We start from the raw sequence: 17,523 nt of genomic DNA, 5'->3' as shown, positions 1-17,523 counted from the left end.
CTTACCTTTTAATCTGCAGATTGGCGAAAGCAAATACAATAGCTTCACTATCATGATAAGGGCGCTGGCGGAGTTTGTCAAGTAAGTTTTTGTATTTTAATTTTAGAATTTTATAGGCTTTTGTTCTCATGAAAATTATGTTCTCATGAGTAAATTAATGTTATCCTTTTTTGTCGATCTAAAGTTTTTTATGTTCATACACTTGCGTGTTCATAGTGTTTATTCGCTGCTTGAAAGCTCGGTTAAAATTGAGGAGCTGATCGGCCTTTGTTTGCGAAATAAAATGCCAGCGGTTGCAATTACTGATTCAGGTAACTTGTTTGGCTCACTTGAATTTGCAGAATATGCGGCAAGTAGGGGAATACAGCTAATAATAGGATGCAATATTATAGTTAAACATTCAGAACAAAATTTACCTATATTATTGCTTGCAAAAAATGAGCAAGGGTACACTAATTTAGTCACTTTGGTGAGTGAGTCTTTTAGAAAGCGCAAGAATAACAGCGATATTCCTTACGTTGATTTTGATGAGCTATTGAATTTAAGTACGGGTCTGATCGCTTTAACCGGTGGATGTTTGGCTCAACTATTGTTGGAGCAAGATAAAGAAACGGTTGAAAAACTGCTTTCAGCATTTAATGGTCATTTATATGTTGAATTGCAGCGTCATGGGCTGAATAAAGAGCTAGAGCTTGAAGAAGCTTTGATAGACTTTGCTTATCAGCGCAATATACCACTAGTTGCAACGAACGATGTGTTTTTTCCAAATAGGTCTGACTATGAGGCTTATGATATATTAACGTGTATATCGGAGGGGAGTTATGCCCTGGAGAATAACAGAAAGAAGTTAACTACCGAGCATTACTTCAAGTCTGTGGCAGAAATGGAGGAGCTGTTCAGCGACATTCCCGAAGCAATTCATAACACTTTAGTGATAGCTAAGCGGTGCTCTTACATGCCAAGAAGCAGGCAGCCTATTTTGCCTAAATTTCCTTGTCGAGAAAATAAAACTGAGAATGAAGAACTGAGGGAGCAGGCAGTTGCAGGATTAGAATTCCGTATTGCGAATGAGACAGACATAGACCTTAAACAATACTACGATCGGCTGAATTACGAACTGAGTGTGATAACTTCGATGAACTACGCTGGCTACTTTTTGATAGTTTCTGATTTCATTCGTTGGAGCAAAGCAAATGGCATTCCAGTTGGTCCAGGAAGAGGCTCTGGTGCTGGATCAATTGTTGCTTGGGGCTTGCAGATTACAGACCTTGATCCAATAAAGTTTGGCCTAATATTTGAAAGATTTTTGAATCCTGATCGTGTATCGATGCCTGACTTTGATATCGATTTCTGCCAAGAGAAAAGGGACCTGGTTATTGATTATGTTCAGAAAAAGTACGGTTATGTTGCTCAAATAATCACTTTTGGTAAATTGCAGGCAAGGGCAGTATTGCGTGATGTTGGTAGAGTATTGCAAATGCCTTACTCTCAAGTGGATAAAATATCTAAAATGGTTCCATTTAATCCAGTAAATCCTGTAACTTTATCACAAGCGATAGAGTTTGATCAAAACCTGCAGAAAGAGCGGGATAGTGATGAGGTAATTGCAAAGCTTCTTGATATATCGCTAAGGCTCGAAGGAATATATCGTCACGTTTCAACTCATGCTGCTGGAATTGTAATATGTGATCAAAAGTTGGAAAATTTTGTTCCTGTGTACTATGATCCAAATTCGGCTTTGCCAATCACTCAATACAGCATGAAATATGTGGAGAAAGCTGGGCTAATAAAATTTGATTTTCTTGGGCTTGGTACGCTAACGCTAATAGATCATGTATGTCGTTTAATTAATCGTGATGGAAAAAAGATTGATATTTCTTCAGTTCCTTTAAATGACCAAAAAACCTATGAGATACTCTCAAGCGGTGATTCAATTGGAGTGTTTCAGCTTGAAAGTTCGGGAATGAGAGAAGCTTTAATTAAACTAAAACCGGACTGCATTGAAGATATTATCGCTTTAATTTCCCTTTATCGTCCAGGACCTATGGATAACATTCCAACTTATGTTGCAAGAAAACACGGACTTGAAAAGCCAGATTATATTCATCCGTTACTTGAGGAAGTATTAAAAGAGACATTTGGGGTAATAATTTACCAAGAACAAGTGATGGAAATAGCCCGTATTCTTTCCGGGTATAGCTTAGCGGAAGCAGATTTGCTGAGACGTGCTATGGGTAAGAAAATCAAGGAAGAGATGGATAAACAACGTGAACTTTTCATCCAAGGGGCAACGAAGAATGGCGTTGATTACGACAGGGCAAGTTATATCTTTGACCTTGTTGCAAAATTTGCTGGTTATGGGTTCAATAAATCTCATGCTGCAGCATATGCGGTGATATCTTATCAAACGGCTTACCTTAAAGCTAATTATCCATTAGAATTTTTTACAGCACTAATGAATCTGAATATTGATGATAGAGATAAACTGAATTTATTTTATCATGCAGCAAAGTTTAGTGGCGTTACCGTTCTTTCACCTGATATAAACAAGTCTCAAGCTGAATTCTCAATAGAGGATGAACGCATACGTTATGGTATTGCTGCCTTGAGGAATGTTGGTTTTTCTATAGCGGAAGGAATAGTGAACGTACGTTCAAGCGCTTGTAAGGACATATGGGAATTCATTCAAAATTCAGGTCATATAATAAATAAGAGAGCGCTAGAAAGCCTGATTAAATCCGGAGCATTCGATAGCGTGCATAAGAACAGAAAGCAGCTATATGAGTCAATGGACACGCTGATTTACTTTGCAAATAAAAACAAACAGGATAGAGAATCAAGTCAAGCTGCTTTGTTTGGTAGTCTTGATGTCCTCAAACCGAAACTTGAGAATGTGGAAGATTTTGATGAAGAGGAAAAATTAGAACATGAGTTATTTTCACTAGGATTTTATTTAACTAATCATCCGCTTGAAAAATTTAGAACTCTTCTGGAAAAGTTAAATATTGGGTTTATCGGAGAAAATAGAACAGCAAAAACTGCTGGGGTAATATTAAATGCACGTATGAGAACTTCAGAGCGTGGAAGGTTTGTTATCCTCACACTTTCTGATCCCCATAACGTTTCTGAAATAGCATTCTATAATAATGAAATAATAGAAGAAAAAAGAGATTTATTTTCACCAGGAACATTTGTGATAATTGATCTTGAAGCTTCGGAAAATACAACAAGATTAGCAGGCAAGGATATATCTGAGTTTACAAAAAGAGTCACTTCTACAATAAAAGAATTAGTTCTCACCACTGAGTGCACGGATTCGCAAAAAGCCGCTATGGAATTAAACACAATATTGAAAGATGAAGGCAGAACCAAAATAATGCTAAAACTTCTTCTCGAAAAACATAAAGTGAGCATCTTATTACCAGGTGCATACTCAATTGCTCCTCAAGTAATTTATGAAATATCTAATTTAAGCTGGATTAAAGGCGTAGAAATTAATACAAATAACTTGCTTATATAAAAAAGCTTTATATAATGAAATATTTAATCGGTATTAAAGGAAGATATAGTGAATCTTTATGAATTTACTTTTATAGCACAACAAGGATTGTTACAGCAAGAAGTAGAGGAGATGGTCCAAGAGCTAGCTGTTTCATTGAAAAATATTAAAGCAGATATTATGTTCCAGCAAATCAGGGATATTCTGAAAAAAGGAAATGACAAGCTTACAAAACAAGAGTTAGAAGTGCGTGCTGAGGACATTAAAGAAAGTCTAGTTGCTTACTCTGATTTCTTGGAAGATCTTACAAAAATTTTATGGGTTGAATTAGAAGAAGATCTTTCAAATTTGAAAGAAGTGAAGTCAAAAATCGATAAAGAGTTGAAAGATGACCTAAAAGATTTAGGAATAACGCAAGATTTTACAAAATTTCTAGGAGGCAGTACTAAAAGTGCGTTTATCCATAACGCAGTAAATGCTTTGAAGAGAAATATTTCAGAACATCTAATAAAGATTTTTCAAGATATTTTGAAAGATTTTAGAATAAACGGTCCAACTCAATCGAGCAAAGCGTTGGAAATGCTTTTGAAAAACATTGAAGCATCAGGATTAATCAAGTATGAACATTGGGGTCTTTTGGATTTTGCATATCACAAAAATAAAATGAAGAGCGGTCATTATTGTATAATGTGCATAAGTTCTACTGCAAGCATTCTGGATGAATTTATGCGTAGAATGAAGCTTAATGAGAACGTTATTCGCCACTTTCCTGTGCAGGTTGATAAAATTTTTGAAGGTAAATCTCATATGATGAATAAACAAATTGAGGAGCAAAGCGCATAATGATGAAAAGACGAAATAGTTTTAATAATTCTTACGTATCTGTAAATAATAGGACTGGCTTTAGGCGTTCTAAAGTTTGCCCTCTTGCTGCGTCTAAAGATGAAGACATAGATTATAAGAATATAGATTTATTATCCAAGTTTACCTCTGACTATGGTAGGATATTACCTAGAAGATTAACAGGCGTATGTGCAAAAAAACAAAGGAAGTTACGCTTAGCGATCATAAGGGCACGTTTTTTAGCTCTTATTCCTTACTGTACTAAAAAAGTTTAGGTAATTTATGTTGATAATTTTAAAGGAAAATATAAGGACTTTAGGTAAGCTTGGTGAAGTTGTCAAAGTTAAACCAGGTTATGCACGTAATTTTCTTTTTCCACAAAGAAAAGCGGTGAAAGCTACCAAGGAAAATTTAACAAAGCTAGAGGAGCAACGTTTATTACTGGAAGAAGAGGATATAAAAAGATTAAATGTAGCAAAAGAGCTTGCGTTGTCACTACATGATAAGTTTGTGGTATTAATAAAGCAAGCTTCAGAGGATGGTAAAATTTTTGGTTCTGTAACAACACGTGAAATTGCGAAAATTTTACTACAAGAAGGACATGTGATAAATCACCGTAGTTTATCTTTTGGTGGAGTAAGCATCAAAAACTTGGGTGAATACCAAGTAAACGTAGAATTACATAGTGAAGTAGTAGTACCAATTACTATATACGTCGTGAAATCCGAAACAGATGCAAATGAGCTAAGGCAAGTAAAATTGCAAAATCAGAAGTCTGAGCGACAAGAGGCAGAGCAAGATGCGAATAAAGAAGCTACTGATGGTGATGATAGCTGATCAAAGATGATCCCTTGTTATAGTCGTAAAGAAATGTCTGCCATGGCTAAGCTGGTGTCATCCCAGTGCTTCCCTCATGTCATCCCAGTGCGTGACACTGGGATCCAGTTTATTTCATCATGGACATTATTTTATGCTTCTAGAATCCGTTGTCCATTGAATAATTTGCAAATACTTTTATACCTGGATTCCAGTGTCACGCACTGGAATGACACCATTATTGGAGTAAATCAAAAATGATCCCACGCTATAGCCGTAAAGAAATTTCTGCCATGGCTAAGCTGGTGTCATCCCAGTGCTTCCCTCATGTCATCCCAGTGCGTGACACTGGGATCCAGTTTATTTCATCATGGACATTATTTTATGCTTCTAGAATCCGTTGTCCATTGAATAATTTGCAAATACTTTTATATCTGGATTCCAGTGTCACGCACTGGAATGACACCATTATTGGAATAAATCAAAAATGATTCCCCGCTATAGCAGAAAAGAAATGTCTTCCATTTGGGAGGAAAATAATAAATTTAATATATGGCTTAAAATAGAAAAATTAGCGTGTGAAGCTCAAGCAAAGTTAGGAGTGATTCCGAATAATATTGCTGAGAACCTCTCTGGTGCTATTGAATTTGATGTTGAATGTATCAACGAAATTGAATCCATTGTAAAACATGATGTTATAGCTTTTCTGACATATATTGCTAAAAAAGCGGGAGTTGATGTTCGTTATCTTCATTATGGAATGACAAGTTCTGATGTTTTGGATACATGCCTTGCGGTGCAACTGAAAGAGTCCTGTGATATTTTGCTCGAGAATCTAAAAAATTTACTTGCAGCATTGAAAAAAAAAGCTGAGGACTATAAAGATATTGTTTGTGTTGGACGCAGTCACGGAATGCATGCAGAACCAACAACTCTTGGAATAAAATTTGCCAGATTTTATGCTGAATTTAAACGCAATTATCAGAGATTAATTAGCGCGCAAAAAGAGATCTCAATTTGTAAAATATCAGGTGCAGTAGGCAATTTTGCAAATGTTGATCCGTTTGTTGAAGAATATGTAGCGAAAGAAATGGGACTCATACCTGAAACCATATCATCTCAAATCATTCCTCGTGATAGACATGCCATGTTCTTTTCAGTTTTGGGAGTAATTGCAAGTTCAATAGAAAATGTTGCTGTTGAAATTCGTCATTTGCAAAGAACTGAAATCGGCGAAATTTCTGAGCATTTTTCCACTGGGCAGAAGGGAAGCTCTGCTATGCCACACAAATGTAATCCTATTTTAAGTGAAAATCTGACTGGACTCTCACGTTTAATACGCAGTTATGTTTTTCCTGCGTTAGAAAATGTTGCATTGTGGCACGAACGTGATATATCACACTCGTCTGTGGAAAGATGCATTGCTCCTGATGCTTGTATAACAATGGATTTTGCTTTAGTGCGATTAACAGATTTGATAGATAAATTGGTGATCAATAAGGAAAACATTGAAAAGAACTTAAATTCTTCAAAAGGTTTAGTTTTCTCACAGCGTGTATTGCTTGAGTTAGTAAATAGTGGTTTGGCGAGGGAAGAGGCGTATAAAATTGTTCAGAGCAATGCAATGAAAGTGAAACAAAACAACAGTGATTTTCTGGCCGAATTGAAACAAGATAAACCCTTACTTAAGGTTATTAACTCGGAAAAACTTGAATCTTTGTTTGATTTGAAGTATTATACGAAACATATAGATCGTGTGTATAATAAGGTTTTTAATTAGGCTGAGTAGCTCAGTTGGTAGAGCAGGAGGATCATAATCTCTTGGTCGGGGGTTCAAGTCCCTCCTCAGCCACTCGAACTAAACTATGTTTAGCAAAGCAGTGCTATTGGTGAAACCCAGTGTCAGTTACTTGGAATGAGTTGTATATCCACTCAGGTGAGGAGACAATGGATAAGAGATTGTGAAAAGGGTTTAGCTTTTGGCCTATGATCTCTTTAAATGACAGAATTTCACTACAAAACTTAACTTTCTTCTATGCAGTTAGCTAAGTCAAGAAAGGTGAATCTATCTCTTGTTGTAAACGCAAGATCGACCACTTTACAATATTGTTCTTTATTCCAACTGAGGTGCTCTGGTAAGTGTGGAATTGATAGATCTTCAAATATTTTTTGCAGGTGTTTTGCAGGTAGTAAATTTTGCTTAATTAAACTGGAAATATTATGCCATTCTTTACAAATAATCTCTTGGATTTTTTGCTGCATAATTTGCTTCTGTTCAAAAGTTCTTACAAATTCGATATTATCAAAGTACTGAGTTATATGTTTTACATCTAAAGTGGTCGGTTTGATAATCGGGTTTTGTATTGATAATATCTTTTCCTGTAAATTAGCCATAGTAATCGTTGTGACAGCAATTTTTTCACCATGTAGTGAGGAATAATCTTTTGTTACCATTTCCATTGCGTGAGCTATCATATGCTCTCCTTGGCTTGCAGAATAGCTGCCTTTTGACATCACCATTCCAAGTCCTGAAATTAGTAGAATTTCCATAAGTAATAGGACCTCTTTTCCACTTCTTTTAGTAAGCGCCGTATATTCTCTTAGCAAAATTTGCTCCAAATCGTGAACAAGTGTAAAAGGTAATTCATTGTATTCTGTGCTAAGCAACAAATGAGATAGTAGCCAGTCAGCCTGAACTGTTGAACGACAAATGAAATCTGCAAATCCGCTTAATGTGAGGCGCAGTGGCGCATTGGCAAGTATGTCTATATCTATATATATTGCTCTTGGAAGATGTGCTTTGAACGATTTTTTATATCCATTTACTAATATTGAAGCATTTGCGGATGTATATCCATTCATAGAAGCGGCTGTTGGAAAGGATATATAATCTTTTTTCTCGAGGTAGCTTGCATATTTGCAGATATCGTTAACGGTGCCGCTACCAAATGCAACTATTAAGTCACTGTCTTTTACTTTGTTTCTCACTAGATTTACGGTTTCAAGAGAGGCAGCTCTGCTTGGTGTCATTTCTCTACTTGATGTCATCCCAGCGCGTGACACTGGAATGGCAGGTGGGGTTGGAATAATTAAATGAGAAATTTTATTAAATACGTTTTTGTTTAAAAGTTTTGCTGTATTTTCATCTGCAACTAGAAAGATGTCATTTCCGTGTTGTGTGCATATTTCATAGATATCATCAGCAAGGTGGTAATCTGTTATTACTTCCCTTAGAAAAGTTTGTTCGGTTTGATGTAATATTTGTTTTAAATAGTGCATAGAGTGTTTACAATATAGCAGTATAAGTATTTTAAGATTGACATGAAAATTGACCCTGTAGAGCTAACTAGGAAATTGATCTCTTTTGAGAGTATAACACCAGAAGACAGCGGGGCAATAGAGTATATAGCAACAATCTTCAAGAAGAGCGGCTTTGATTGTGAGATTTTAGAATTTGGTGATAAAGTTAAAAATCTTTATGCGAAATATATAAATGGAGTACCAAATTTGTGCTTTGCTGGGCACGTTGATGTTGTACCACCGGGTCAGTTAAAAGATTGGGCATTTGGTCCATTTAAACCAGAAGTGAGGGATGGAATGCTATATGGAAGAGGGGCCGCTGATATGAAAAGCGGAGTAGCTGCATTTATTGCTGCTATGGTAAATTTGATTGCAGAGAAGTTTCAATTTAATGGTTCAATAAGTGCATTGATTACCAGTGCTGAAGAAAGCATGGAAGAATATGGAACAAAGGCAGTTTTGGAATGGATGAAAAATAAGCAGAAAAAGATAGATTTTTGTGTGGTTGGCGAACCAACCAGTAGTGAGAAATTAGGTGATACCATAAAAATAGGCAGAAGAGGTTCTGTAACATTTGAATTAATTTGCCATGGAAAACAAGGGCACGTTGCCTACCCAGACCTAGCAGACAATCCAATATATAAGGTAATATCGATATTGAGTAAGGTAAAAAATACTACTTTTGATCATGGTAATAAATATTTTCAGCCTTCACATTGCGAAGTTACTACTATCGATGTTGGAAATAATACTAGCAATCTAATACCTGGCTCAGCAACTACACGTTTTAACATTCGATATAACAATGAACAAACACCGGGTGGCTTATATAAGCTGATTGATGAAATATGCTCCAGTGTAACTAACGATTATAAACTTTCTATGCATAGCAGCAGGGACGTTTTCCTCTCTACTCCCGATAGAAATACTGATATTATGCTTGATGCAATAAGTAAGGTTACCAACATTGATGCTATACTTAGCACAAGTGGTGGCACATCTGACGCTGCGTTTATCAAAGATGTTTGTCCAGTGATTGAATTTGGTATAATCAACAAAACTGCACATCAGATAAACGAATGCGTATCAGTAAACGATATACACAAGTTAACAGCTATATATAAGGAATTTATAGAAAATTATTTCAATCCCACTAATAAAATATTGAATCAGGTCAACGTAGTTAGTAATACATCTAGTGGTCCATTGTTAGCTTAGATGTAATCAGATCTCTTGCATAACTGTTGTCTGAATAACAACTGGTGTCATTCCAGCAAAATGTGTCAAGTAAGTTTTTTCGTTTCTATAGCTACTTGGATGACAAAAGAAGAAATACTAGACTTTATACCTTTTGCACTCAAATTCACATAAATCATGAATTATGCACGTTTCACACGAAGGTTTCTGTGCTTTGCAAACATATCTACCATGCAAAACTAGCCAATGATGAGCATAAAGCAGGTATTTTTTGGGAACCACATTTAAAAGAGATTGCTCTGTTTTAAACACATCTTTTTCTTTCACAAGCCCAATTCTATTGCTCACTCTAAAAACGTGAGTATCAACTGCCAATGTTGGAATGCCAAGCCCCGAATTTAAGAACACATTAGCGCTCTTTCTTCCCACTCCCGGCAAAGACACCAAATCATCGAAATCAGTAGGCACTTTGCTATTGTACCTCTCAATCAATATTTTGCTGAGCCCGATTATATTTTTTGCTTTGGAATTATATAAACCGATACTATTTACACGTTTTTTTAGCTCGTTTTGCCCAAGATTCAGCATTTTTTCTGGCGTATCAGCGATATTAAAAAGTTCTCTTGTAATTTTGTTAACGCTTACATCGGTCGTCCGTGCTGATAAAACTATTGCGACCAGAAGCGTATAATGATTGATATAATTTAGCTCTATTTTTGGTGCAGAATTTGATTCTTGAAACTTTTCAAATATCAATTCTACTTTTTTTGAGTCCATGCATAGAGCTAAAAGCCTATACTACACTGGTTACTGTGCAAATTCAATTCCTTGAGGCTTAGATAGTCCTTCAGTATTAACATCAGACACATTAGTGTTCACTTCATCAAAATTTCTCTCAGCAAATTCGCTTACCACTTCCGCAAAACACTTTTTAATAAGAGGCATAACAATTGGCATTAACAGTTTTCGTGGATCATACCATCCTAACAGGTCAGTTTCCCTTTGTACCCTATCTCTTGGATCCTCTTCTAGTAAATCTTTTGTGTGCTTTTCAGCATATATTTCACAGCCTTTTGAGAAAACAGGAGCTCACATTTCAATTAATACTGCCAATAACAATAGTGAACCAAGTATGGTTCCACCAACAGTCAATCTATTAGCAATGAAATTTGTTGTAAGTAGATAAACAGAAAAAGCAGCTAAAGGATAGTTGATAAGAAGCTTATTGCCTAGCGTGATATAGTTTATTTTACTCATGAATTCATCAGTGGAAATTTCTGAATTTTTATACTTTTTCATATAATAATTTACTAATAAATGAGAGGCATTACCAGCAATGATATTAAATCCTATGATCCACCATGAAAAATAGCAACCTATAGTAACTGTAGTTAATAGAGCTAAAGGCAGAAGACTTATTTTTGGGACAAGCAGTAGAGCATTTTTACGCTCTATAAATTTCAACGCTAATGCTTTCTTATCTTCTTTAACTAGGCTTCTCTTTTCTTCTAGAAGAGTAATATAATTGAATAATTGTATGCTTGGCTTTGTTATATATTGATATAGCTCTTTCATTAATTTTGTACTTTCTACACTCTTCTTAAAATTATCTAAATTTGGATTTTGCAAAATCCTATTTATTTGAGCTTGGAGTTTCATGCATTTTTCTAGATCTTTTTTAAACGAATAGTCATTTCTTTTTAGTATAGAAATCAATCCATCAAAATCTTTACCTACAGCATCTTCCTCTAAACTTATTTTTAGCTTATTAAACAAACTTCTCCTATAGTGAAACTCTCTTGCCGTTAAACGCCCATCACTTTCAGCACCAACACTGACTTTAACACAAGGATTTCCTGACTCTAAAGGTTCAATGTACTTTTTTAGCTCTTGATAAGCTTTATAAATCTGATCAAATCTATTTTTGTCTCCACCTTTGTCAGGATGGTTTACAAGTATCAATTTATTATATTGTTTTTTCAGAAACTTGCTAAGAGCTTGATAATCCTTACCTACAATTTGTTCAGCTTTTATCTCTAGTACGTTAAACAGATCATTATTATCATAAAACTCCTGACCAGTTAACTTAAAATGTTGACTCATTACTACACCTCACATAAATACACGATACTATTAGTATAATATATTTAATGTTTCACACAAGCATAAAAATATCAAGCAACCACTAAGAGAAGAAACCCTCTTTCCCATCATACAAATACAACTTATCCATTCTCACCACATCAAAATTATGTTCCTCAAATTTGATTAGCAAGTTATTCACATCACTATTTGTAATTTCATTATTTGCAATGAACCTGCAGGTTATTTGGTCACTTGAAGACTTTGAACTTCCTGGCCAAATCGCAAGGCCTTTTGAATATATTGCTATAATCTGCGGATTACTTGTTTCAAACAACTTCACTATTTGGTCAAAGTCAGCCGGCTTACTCCAGGCAAGCGTTATATCGCTACCCACTAGTTTTTTAATCTTATAATCCTGTTCATAATTATCCTGTATTTTATCCACTTTACTATTTGGATCACTGCCAATTATAAGCTCAGATAATGTTTTCGGTTTTTTTCCTAGATTGTCTATAACAGCTTCTGCAAATTCTTTTGTACCAACTTTCTGTTTACTTCTTTTCTCCTTATATAAATCGGCAGTGTGTATTCCATCCTCCAAAGTCTTGAGCCATGCATCGTAGATTAGTTTTGCAGTACCCACTTGACCTATGTAAATTAGCATATGCACTGCAGCATTTAAAAGACCAGAAGGATTGGCTATGTTTTTTCCTGCAATCTCAGGGGCAGAACCGTGCACTGCTTCAAACATTGCGTATTCATTCCCGATGTTGCTACTTCCGGCAAGCCCCACAGATCCAGAGGTTTGTGCGACTATATCTGATAATATGTCGCCATATAAGTTCTCGGTTACTATAACATCAAAATTCTCCGGTTCTGTTGCAACACGCGCCATTCCAATATCAACTATATAATGTTCTGCCTTTATATCTGGGTATTCCTTTGCAATGCGATCAAACGCGGCATGGAAAGTTCCGTCAGTCATTTTCATGATGTTATCTTTAGTCAGGCAAGTTACTTTTTTTCTGTTGTGTTTTTTTGCATATTCAAAAGCGTACCTGCATATCTTCTCTGAGCCAGATCTAGTAATAATTTTAGTGCATTGGTAAGAGTCACCAGTGAGCCTATGCTCTATTCCGGTGTAAACGTCCTCTTCATTTTCACGTATCACTACGATATCAAACTTATCGAATTTATTTTCTATAACAGGATGATATGAAATGCATGGTCTGATATTTGCATACAACCCTAGATTTTTTCTGAGTGCAACGTTTAAGCTTTTGTGCCCTTTACCTTGAGGAGTTGTTGTCGGAGATTTTAATAATATTTTTGTCCTTTCAATTGATTCCCAACCACTTGGAGAAATTCCGTGAGACCATTCTTTACTGTAAACACGCTCCCCTATTTCAATAATATCTATTGAGATTTCCGCTTCTGCTTCGCGCAATATCGACAGCACCGCTTCCATGATTTCTGGTCCGATACCGTCGCCATATGCAACTGTGATTAGTGTTGACATAACTTCCCTAGTTATAAATGATTTAATATTAATTTAAATAATAGAGTGGCACAAGTAGCTAATATTACCCAAGTTAGTATATTTACGGTTATTTAATAACGTATTTTTATATCATATGATGATATTATGAAATATAGGTGGGGTTATGAATACTGAAATAAATGTTAAAGTAAATTATGTAGGATTTACAAGGCGTATTGTAGCAGAAATACTTGACCTCATCATATTTTCCCCTCATTTTATCTTCGGTTTTATCTATGGTGTATTCATCGTATCATTACAAGATCAAGATAAAGACTCTTTTCAGGAACTTGCACAACTAGCAACAGAAATACCATTTATAGTTTCTACAGTGGTCGCAACATTAGTACTAACAATATCCAAAATATTAATGGTAACAAAACTTGGTGGTACCCCAGGAAAACTATTGTGTGGTATGCATATTAAAGATGCTAATACATTTACAAATGTTACCCTTATGCAAGCAACAATAAGATGTATTTCTAAGGGAAGCATCTGGATTATTTTTCGCTTTTTGCTTCATCTGCATTATCATGGTTATACTTTTCTATATCTTTTAATTGTGCTAATTTTATTTTTGTTTGCAGTATTTGATCAACGCAAACAGACTTTTTACGATAAAATTGCAAAAACAGTAGTGATAGACTATAAATCTAGTTGATATTTTTCTTTATAGGTAGTACATGGATAAAAAAGTAAACTACTCAACGATGACAAGACGTACTCTAGCATTTATAGTTGATTGTATTTTATTTATCGCAATACCATTTGGTTTAATGGCGGTGGATTTCTCACTTACACACGCAATACAAGGGATCATGGGTGCAATAATTGTAATCACCACGATTGTATTTTCTTTATTTTTAATGATACCATGTATATTTCATATATTCATGCTAGTAAAATTTGGCGGCACTCCAGGACACTTGTTATTTAGCATGCGTGTAAAAGACAAAGATACATTTGAGTCAATCACTACAATGCAAGCAATGAAAAGGACTATAGCTCTTTTTATAATTTATTGCATATCACTTTGTAATCCCATTTTATTCTTAGCTATACTAATCTTAGTTTTAGTATGTGCAGTAGGTGATGAACATAAACAAGCTTTTCACGACAAAATTGCAAACACGGTAGTGATAGATTATAAACCTAGTTGATATTTTCCTTTAGCTGTCTGCCACCAAGGGTGTCATTCCAGTGTCACGCGCTAACTTAAGGTAAATTGCCAACTTAACTATAAATATATTTTGGTAAATCCAAATTATTTTAGCTATAAGAGCGTTTTACTTTTTGCTCAGCATATCCATCATAACTGGCTTACTTTTAGTGATTCATGGAGTTAAAAAAGTCAGCATTGCTCTTTGTTAAAAGTAGTTTGTCACGTAAAAATTCCATTGCTTCAACGGGTCCCATAGGATTGAGTATCCTACGCACCACCCATATTTTATTTAGTATAGCCTTATCAACTAATAGCTCTTCCTTCCTTGTTCCGGATTTTGTAATATCAATAGCTGGAAATATACGTTTATCAGAAAGTTTTCTATCAAGTATGATCTCAGCATTTCCTGTACCTTTAAACTCTTCAAAAATAACTTCATCCATTTTTGAACCAGTCTCTATAAGAGCTGTGGCGATTATAGTTAAAGAACCCCCATTCTCAATATTACGAGCTGCTCCAAAAAAGCGTTTTGGTCTCTGCAGTGCGTTTGAATCTACACCACCAGTTAGAACTTTCCCAGACGAAGGAATAACCGCATTATAAGCACGTGCAAGTCTAGTAATATTGTCAAGTAGAATTACCACATCTTTTTTATGCTCAACCATTCTTTTAGCTTTTTCTATTACTATTTCAGCAAGCTGTACGTGACGGTAAGCAGGCTCATCGAATGTAGAACTTACTACCTCACCTTTTACAGAACGTATCATATCTGTTACTTCTTCAGGTCTTTCATCTATAAGTAACACTATTAATTCTACTTCAGGGTGATTTATAGCTATAGAGTTAGCCATTTGCTGAAGCAATACAGTTTTTCCTGTGCGAGGTGGAGCAACTACTAACGCTCTTTGCCCTTTTCCAAGAGGAGCTACTATATCTATAGCACGCATGCTTAAGCCTTTTTTATCATCACCATTATTACACTCAAGTACTATGCTTTCCTCAGGATAAAGAGGAAGCAAATTATCAAAATGGACGTACTTTCTTAATTCACTTACTTCAGTAGAGTTTACACTTTGAACCTTAGTTAAAGTAAAATATCTCTCTTTATCACCAGGTGGCCTTATTTCTCCATATGCCATATCTCCTGTACGTAAATTAAACTTCTTTATTTGCCCGTTAGAAATATAAACATCATCGGTACTTGGGGCATAATTTGCACTTGCTGAACGTAAGAAACCAAAACCATCAGGCAATATTTCCACTATTCCACTCCCTGTGGTTATGCCTCCTTCTTCACTCATTTTTTTCATTAAGCTGAATATTATTTCCTGCTTTAGCATTCTACCATTGCTTTTACCGTTAGTTGAAATTTTTCTTTCTTCAGCTAACTCTAACAATTCTTCTGCTGTTTTCTCTTTTAATTCGCTCAGATCTAATGTTTTTCTGTTTTTCTCAGTACCTTCATTGACCATCTGTTTTACTGTATCGTTATTGTAAATTTGCTCACTTTTTTCAGGTTGAGCTGTAACCTTTCCTTTTGCCAAAACATCTTCATTGATTGTTGTCATAATCCTCCAAAAATTTTAATTGATGCTTACTAACCTAAAATGTGACTATAAGATAATAAATTAGGCTGAGTTAGTTTCAGTGCGTATTAAGCTTAATTATCATTAAACCCCGTACTTTGCTTACATTATACTAATAAACACTAGCAAGTCAAGTTAATTTAATGTTAACAAAACACAAAAATTTGAGGATTTTCAATAGCTATTCTTTATATTTTTTTAACCTTTCTTGCTTCTCCTCTTCTACTTTTGCTTTTTCTACTTCTGCTTCTAAATTTTCTTGACTACATAAGCCGAGTAGTACAGGATCTTGGGGTTTTATATTTTGCATGTTATGATGAGATCCATCTCTTACCTGCTCAACTGTGTAATTTGTTGTACTAATTAATTTAGCTATAACGTTATTGTCCAAGATAGGAAATTTTTTTACTAAATAATAAATCGCATCAGGTTTATCTCTACGTCTTGCCGTAGAGGCAAAGCCAAGAATGCTACCAATCGCTTTACTCCTTTTTTTTATATTTTTTATAATCAAATTTGGTACACGATTTGGATTTTTTTTGCAATCATCGATTTCTTTTTCAGTAATTATTCCAGAAATAATAGGGTTATATTTTTCTACTTCTATTTCCTCATCAGCTATGTCTTGTACTTCTTCAAGGGCCAATCTGCAACATTGTGCTATTTGATTAAAAGTTAAACCAGTGTTGTCTACTAACCAAGCAGCTATTTGCACTAGAAACTGTTTATTTCTATCGTTATTGCCCTTAGAAGATTCCATTGACATCAAAAAAGCATCTCCCATTTAAAGTATCCCTTACTGTTATACAGAGCTAAAATATAAACTATTAAAACTAAAAAAGCATTAATTTTGTCATTCAATAACTTTTTGTTTGTCACTTCCCACCTCTTAAGTTAATTAAATGCGCTTACCTTTAAGCATATTTCAAACAAAATATTTCCCCTTCCTAAGGTATAGTATAACTCAGTTAAACATATGTTCCTATTTAAGATTAGAGAGTTAAATTTTAAGTTAATATATTGTAATATTATATATATTAGCTAATAAAGCAACAGGTTTACAAGCATTAAATTATCACTATTCTATAATTAATCATTAATTAACTGGGTTTAAAATGAATGTTAAAAATTTTTTCACTAAAGTAACCGTTGTCCTTTTAGCTTGCTTGTTAATCTTCATGGGAATTGGCAACCTTTTATCAGGTGATGATGAAAAAGAAGAGGTAGCTAGGGTTGGAAAAGAAGTTATAACGTCAGATGAGTATAAGTCGCTATATCAAAATTATGGAAAACAAATTTCTGGATCTGATGCGAGTAGAGAACAAGTAAAAAAGCTGAAATATGATTTGCTTAACGCACTTATAGAGCAAAAACTATTGTTTAACCTAACTAGTGAGCTGGGGTTGACAGTTGGAGAAGAATCTATAAAAAACCATATTAAAAACACCAAATACTTTCAAAATGATAAAGGTGAATTTGACAAAAATAAATTCTA

General features: G+C 34.8%; 16 protein-coding genes, 1 tRNA gene and 1 pseudogene. 12 read left to right on the top strand and 6 right to left on the bottom strand.

Annotated elements, in window-relative coordinates; translation table 11 throughout:
- Positions 1-190: 190 nt before the first annotated feature.
- The 8 genes from dnaE to OZD62_RS04975 all read left to right on the top strand — a co-directional run bounded on the left by dnaE (position 191) and on the right by OZD62_RS04975 (position 7,010).
- Positions 191-3,520, top strand: a complete 3,330-nt coding sequence (gene dnaE / locus OZD62_RS05010) for a DNA polymerase III subunit alpha (protein WP_275019561.1) — start codon at positions 191-193, stop codon at positions 3,518-3,520.
- Between the two features lie 48 nt (positions 3,521-3,568).
- Complete coding sequence (locus tag OZD62_RS05005; RefSeq protein WP_010082465.1) at positions 3,569-4,342, top strand: 30S ribosomal protein S6; 774 nt, start codon at positions 3,569-3,571, stop codon at positions 4,340-4,342.
- Entirely contained in the window at positions 4,342-4,617 is a 276-nt protein-coding gene (gene rpsR / locus OZD62_RS05000) for a 30S ribosomal protein S18 (protein ID WP_007548890.1), read from the top strand. Before OZD62_RS05005 ends, rpsR begins: the two co-directional genes overlap by 1 nt.
- A 7-nt stretch (positions 4,618-4,624) precedes the next feature.
- Positions 4,625-5,179, top strand: a complete 555-nt coding sequence (gene rplI / locus OZD62_RS04995) for a 50S ribosomal protein L9 (RefSeq protein WP_275019560.1) — start codon at positions 4,625-4,627, stop codon at positions 5,177-5,179.
- A gap of 42 nt (positions 5,180-5,221) precedes the next feature.
- A complete protein-coding gene (locus OZD62_RS04990) occupies positions 5,222-5,419 on the top strand; it encodes a hypothetical protein (protein ID WP_264329665.1) in 198 nt (65 codons plus the stop codon).
- The gene (locus tag OZD62_RS04985) at positions 5,416-5,649 is read left to right on the top strand and encodes a hypothetical protein (protein ID WP_138344574.1); all 234 of its coding nucleotides are present in this window, start codon (positions 5,416-5,418) and stop codon (positions 5,647-5,649) included. Before OZD62_RS04990 ends, OZD62_RS04985 begins: the two co-directional genes overlap by 4 nt.
- Positions 5,646-6,938 carry an adenylosuccinate lyase gene (gene purB, locus OZD62_RS04980; protein ID WP_010962833.1) on the top strand — a complete coding sequence of 431 codons (1,293 nt, stop codon included), beginning with the start codon at positions 5,646-5,648 and terminating at the stop codon, positions 6,936-6,938. Before OZD62_RS04985 ends, purB begins: the two co-directional genes overlap by 4 nt.
- A tRNA-Met gene (locus OZD62_RS04975) sits at positions 6,938-7,010 on the top strand. The genes purB and OZD62_RS04975 overlap by 1 nt, the downstream gene beginning before the upstream one ends.
- Before the next feature lie 170 nt (positions 7,011-7,180).
- Here the strand turns inward: OZD62_RS04975 and OZD62_RS04970 are convergent.
- The gene (locus OZD62_RS04970) at positions 7,181-8,437 is read right to left on the bottom strand and encodes an iron-containing alcohol dehydrogenase (protein WP_275019559.1); all 1,257 of its coding nucleotides are present in this window, start codon (positions 8,435-8,437) and stop codon (positions 7,181-7,183) included.
- Positions 8,438-8,479: 42 nt separating this feature from the next.
- Between OZD62_RS04970 and dapE the strand changes: the two genes are divergently transcribed.
- A complete protein-coding gene (gene dapE, locus OZD62_RS04965; RefSeq protein ID WP_275019558.1) occupies positions 8,480-9,676 on the top strand; it encodes a succinyl-diaminopimelate desuccinylase in 1,197 nt (398 codons plus the stop codon).
- A 117-nt stretch (positions 9,677-9,793) separates the two neighbouring features.
- On the opposite strand, the gene nth is transcribed toward dapE, so the two are convergent.
- The 3 genes and pseudogenes from nth to icd form a co-directional block, all read right to left on the bottom strand.
- Entirely contained in the window at positions 9,794-10,432 is a 639-nt protein-coding gene (gene nth, locus OZD62_RS04960; RefSeq protein WP_010082499.1) for an endonuclease III, read from the bottom strand.
- A 30-nt stretch (positions 10,433-10,462) separates the two neighbouring features.
- A pseudogene (locus tag OZD62_RS04950) lies at positions 10,463-11,758 on the bottom strand (molecular chaperone DnaJ).
- 82 nt (positions 11,759-11,840) lie between these two features.
- A complete protein-coding gene (gene icd / locus OZD62_RS04945; RefSeq protein ID WP_275019554.1) occupies positions 11,841-13,259 on the bottom strand; it encodes an isocitrate dehydrogenase in 1,419 nt (472 codons plus the stop codon).
- Between the two features lie 145 nt (positions 13,260-13,404).
- Between icd and OZD62_RS04940 the strand changes: the two genes are divergently transcribed.
- Both OZD62_RS04940 and OZD62_RS04935 read left to right on the top strand, forming a co-directional pair.
- Entirely contained in the window at positions 13,405-13,941 is a 537-nt protein-coding gene (locus OZD62_RS04940; RefSeq protein WP_006279799.1) for an RDD family protein, read from the top strand.
- Positions 13,942-13,963: 22 nt separating this feature from the next.
- Positions 13,964-14,440 carry an RDD family protein gene (locus tag OZD62_RS04935; protein WP_010082496.1) on the top strand — a complete coding sequence of 159 codons (477 nt, stop codon included), beginning with the start codon at positions 13,964-13,966 and terminating at the stop codon, positions 14,438-14,440.
- Between the two features lie 166 nt (positions 14,441-14,606).
- On the opposite strand, the gene rho is transcribed toward OZD62_RS04935, so the two are convergent.
- Positions 14,607-16,010 (bottom strand): transcription termination factor Rho, encoded by a 1,404-nt coding sequence (gene rho / locus OZD62_RS04930; RefSeq protein WP_275019553.1) that lies wholly within the window; start codon positions 16,008-16,010, stop codon positions 14,607-14,609.
- A gap of 199 nt (positions 16,011-16,209) precedes the next feature.
- Positions 16,210-16,812: a cell cycle transcriptional regulator TrcR gene (locus OZD62_RS04925; RefSeq protein WP_010082495.1), complete on the bottom strand. Its 603-nt coding sequence runs from the start codon at positions 16,810-16,812 to the stop codon at positions 16,210-16,212.
- Between the two features lie 331 nt (positions 16,813-17,143).
- On the opposite strand from OZD62_RS04925, the gene OZD62_RS04920 reads away from it, so the two are divergent.
- Positions 17,144-17,523, top strand: a 380-nt coding sequence (locus OZD62_RS04920) for a SurA N-terminal domain-containing protein (protein ID WP_275019552.1), incomplete at its 3' end; no start/stop codon positions are given.

This window comes from Wolbachia endosymbiont of Drosophila seguyi, from assembly GCF_028981765.1.
GTDB classification, from domain to species: domain Bacteria; phylum Pseudomonadota; class Alphaproteobacteria; order Rickettsiales; family Anaplasmataceae; genus Wolbachia; species Wolbachia pipientis.
Note: the sequence above shows the minus strand (reverse complement) of the source record. Positions and strands in the feature narration are given on the sequence as shown.

What these genes read in the sequence shown, in the direction of transcription:
- dnaE (WP_275019561.1), top strand. Translation starts at nt 191, where the DNA reads ATGTTCATACACTTGCGTGTTCATAGTGTTTATTCGCTGCTTGAAAGC.
- rpsR (WP_007548890.1), top strand. Translation starts at nt 4,342, where the DNA reads ATGATGAAAAGACGAAATAGTTTTAATAATTCTTACGTATCTGTAAAT.
- rplI (WP_275019560.1), top strand. Translation starts at nt 4,625, where the DNA reads ATGTTGATAATTTTAAAGGAAAATATAAGGACTTTAGGTAAGCTTGGT.
- OZD62_RS04990 (WP_264329665.1), top strand. Translation starts at nt 5,222, where the DNA reads ATGGCTAAGCTGGTGTCATCCCAGTGCTTCCCTCATGTCATCCCAGTG.
- OZD62_RS04985 (WP_138344574.1), top strand. Translation starts at nt 5,416, where the DNA reads ATGATCCCACGCTATAGCCGTAAAGAAATTTCTGCCATGGCTAAGCTG.
- purB (WP_010962833.1), top strand. Translation starts at nt 5,646, where the DNA reads ATGATTCCCCGCTATAGCAGAAAAGAAATGTCTTCCATTTGGGAGGAA.
- OZD62_RS04970 (WP_275019559.1), bottom strand. Translation starts at nt 8,437, where the DNA reads ATGCACTATTTAAAACAAATATTACATCAAACCGAACAAACTTTTCTA.
- dapE (WP_275019558.1), top strand. Translation starts at nt 8,480, where the DNA reads ATGAAAATTGACCCTGTAGAGCTAACTAGGAAATTGATCTCTTTTGAG.
- nth (WP_010082499.1), bottom strand. Translation starts at nt 10,432, where the DNA reads ATGGACTCAAAAAAAGTAGAATTGATATTTGAAAAGTTTCAAGAATCA.
- icd (WP_275019554.1), bottom strand. Translation starts at nt 13,259, where the DNA reads ATGTCAACACTAATCACAGTTGCATATGGCGACGGTATCGGACCAGAA.
- OZD62_RS04940 (WP_006279799.1), top strand. Translation starts at nt 13,405, where the DNA reads ATGAATACTGAAATAAATGTTAAAGTAAATTATGTAGGATTTACAAGG.
- OZD62_RS04935 (WP_010082496.1), top strand. Translation starts at nt 13,964, where the DNA reads ATGGATAAAAAAGTAAACTACTCAACGATGACAAGACGTACTCTAGCA.
- rho (WP_275019553.1), bottom strand. Translation starts at nt 16,010, where the DNA reads ATGACAACAATCAATGAAGATGTTTTGGCAAAAGGAAAGGTTACAGCT.
- OZD62_RS04925 (WP_010082495.1), bottom strand. Translation starts at nt 16,812, where the DNA reads ATGGGAGATGCTTTTTTGATGTCAATGGAATCTTCTAAGGGCAATAAC.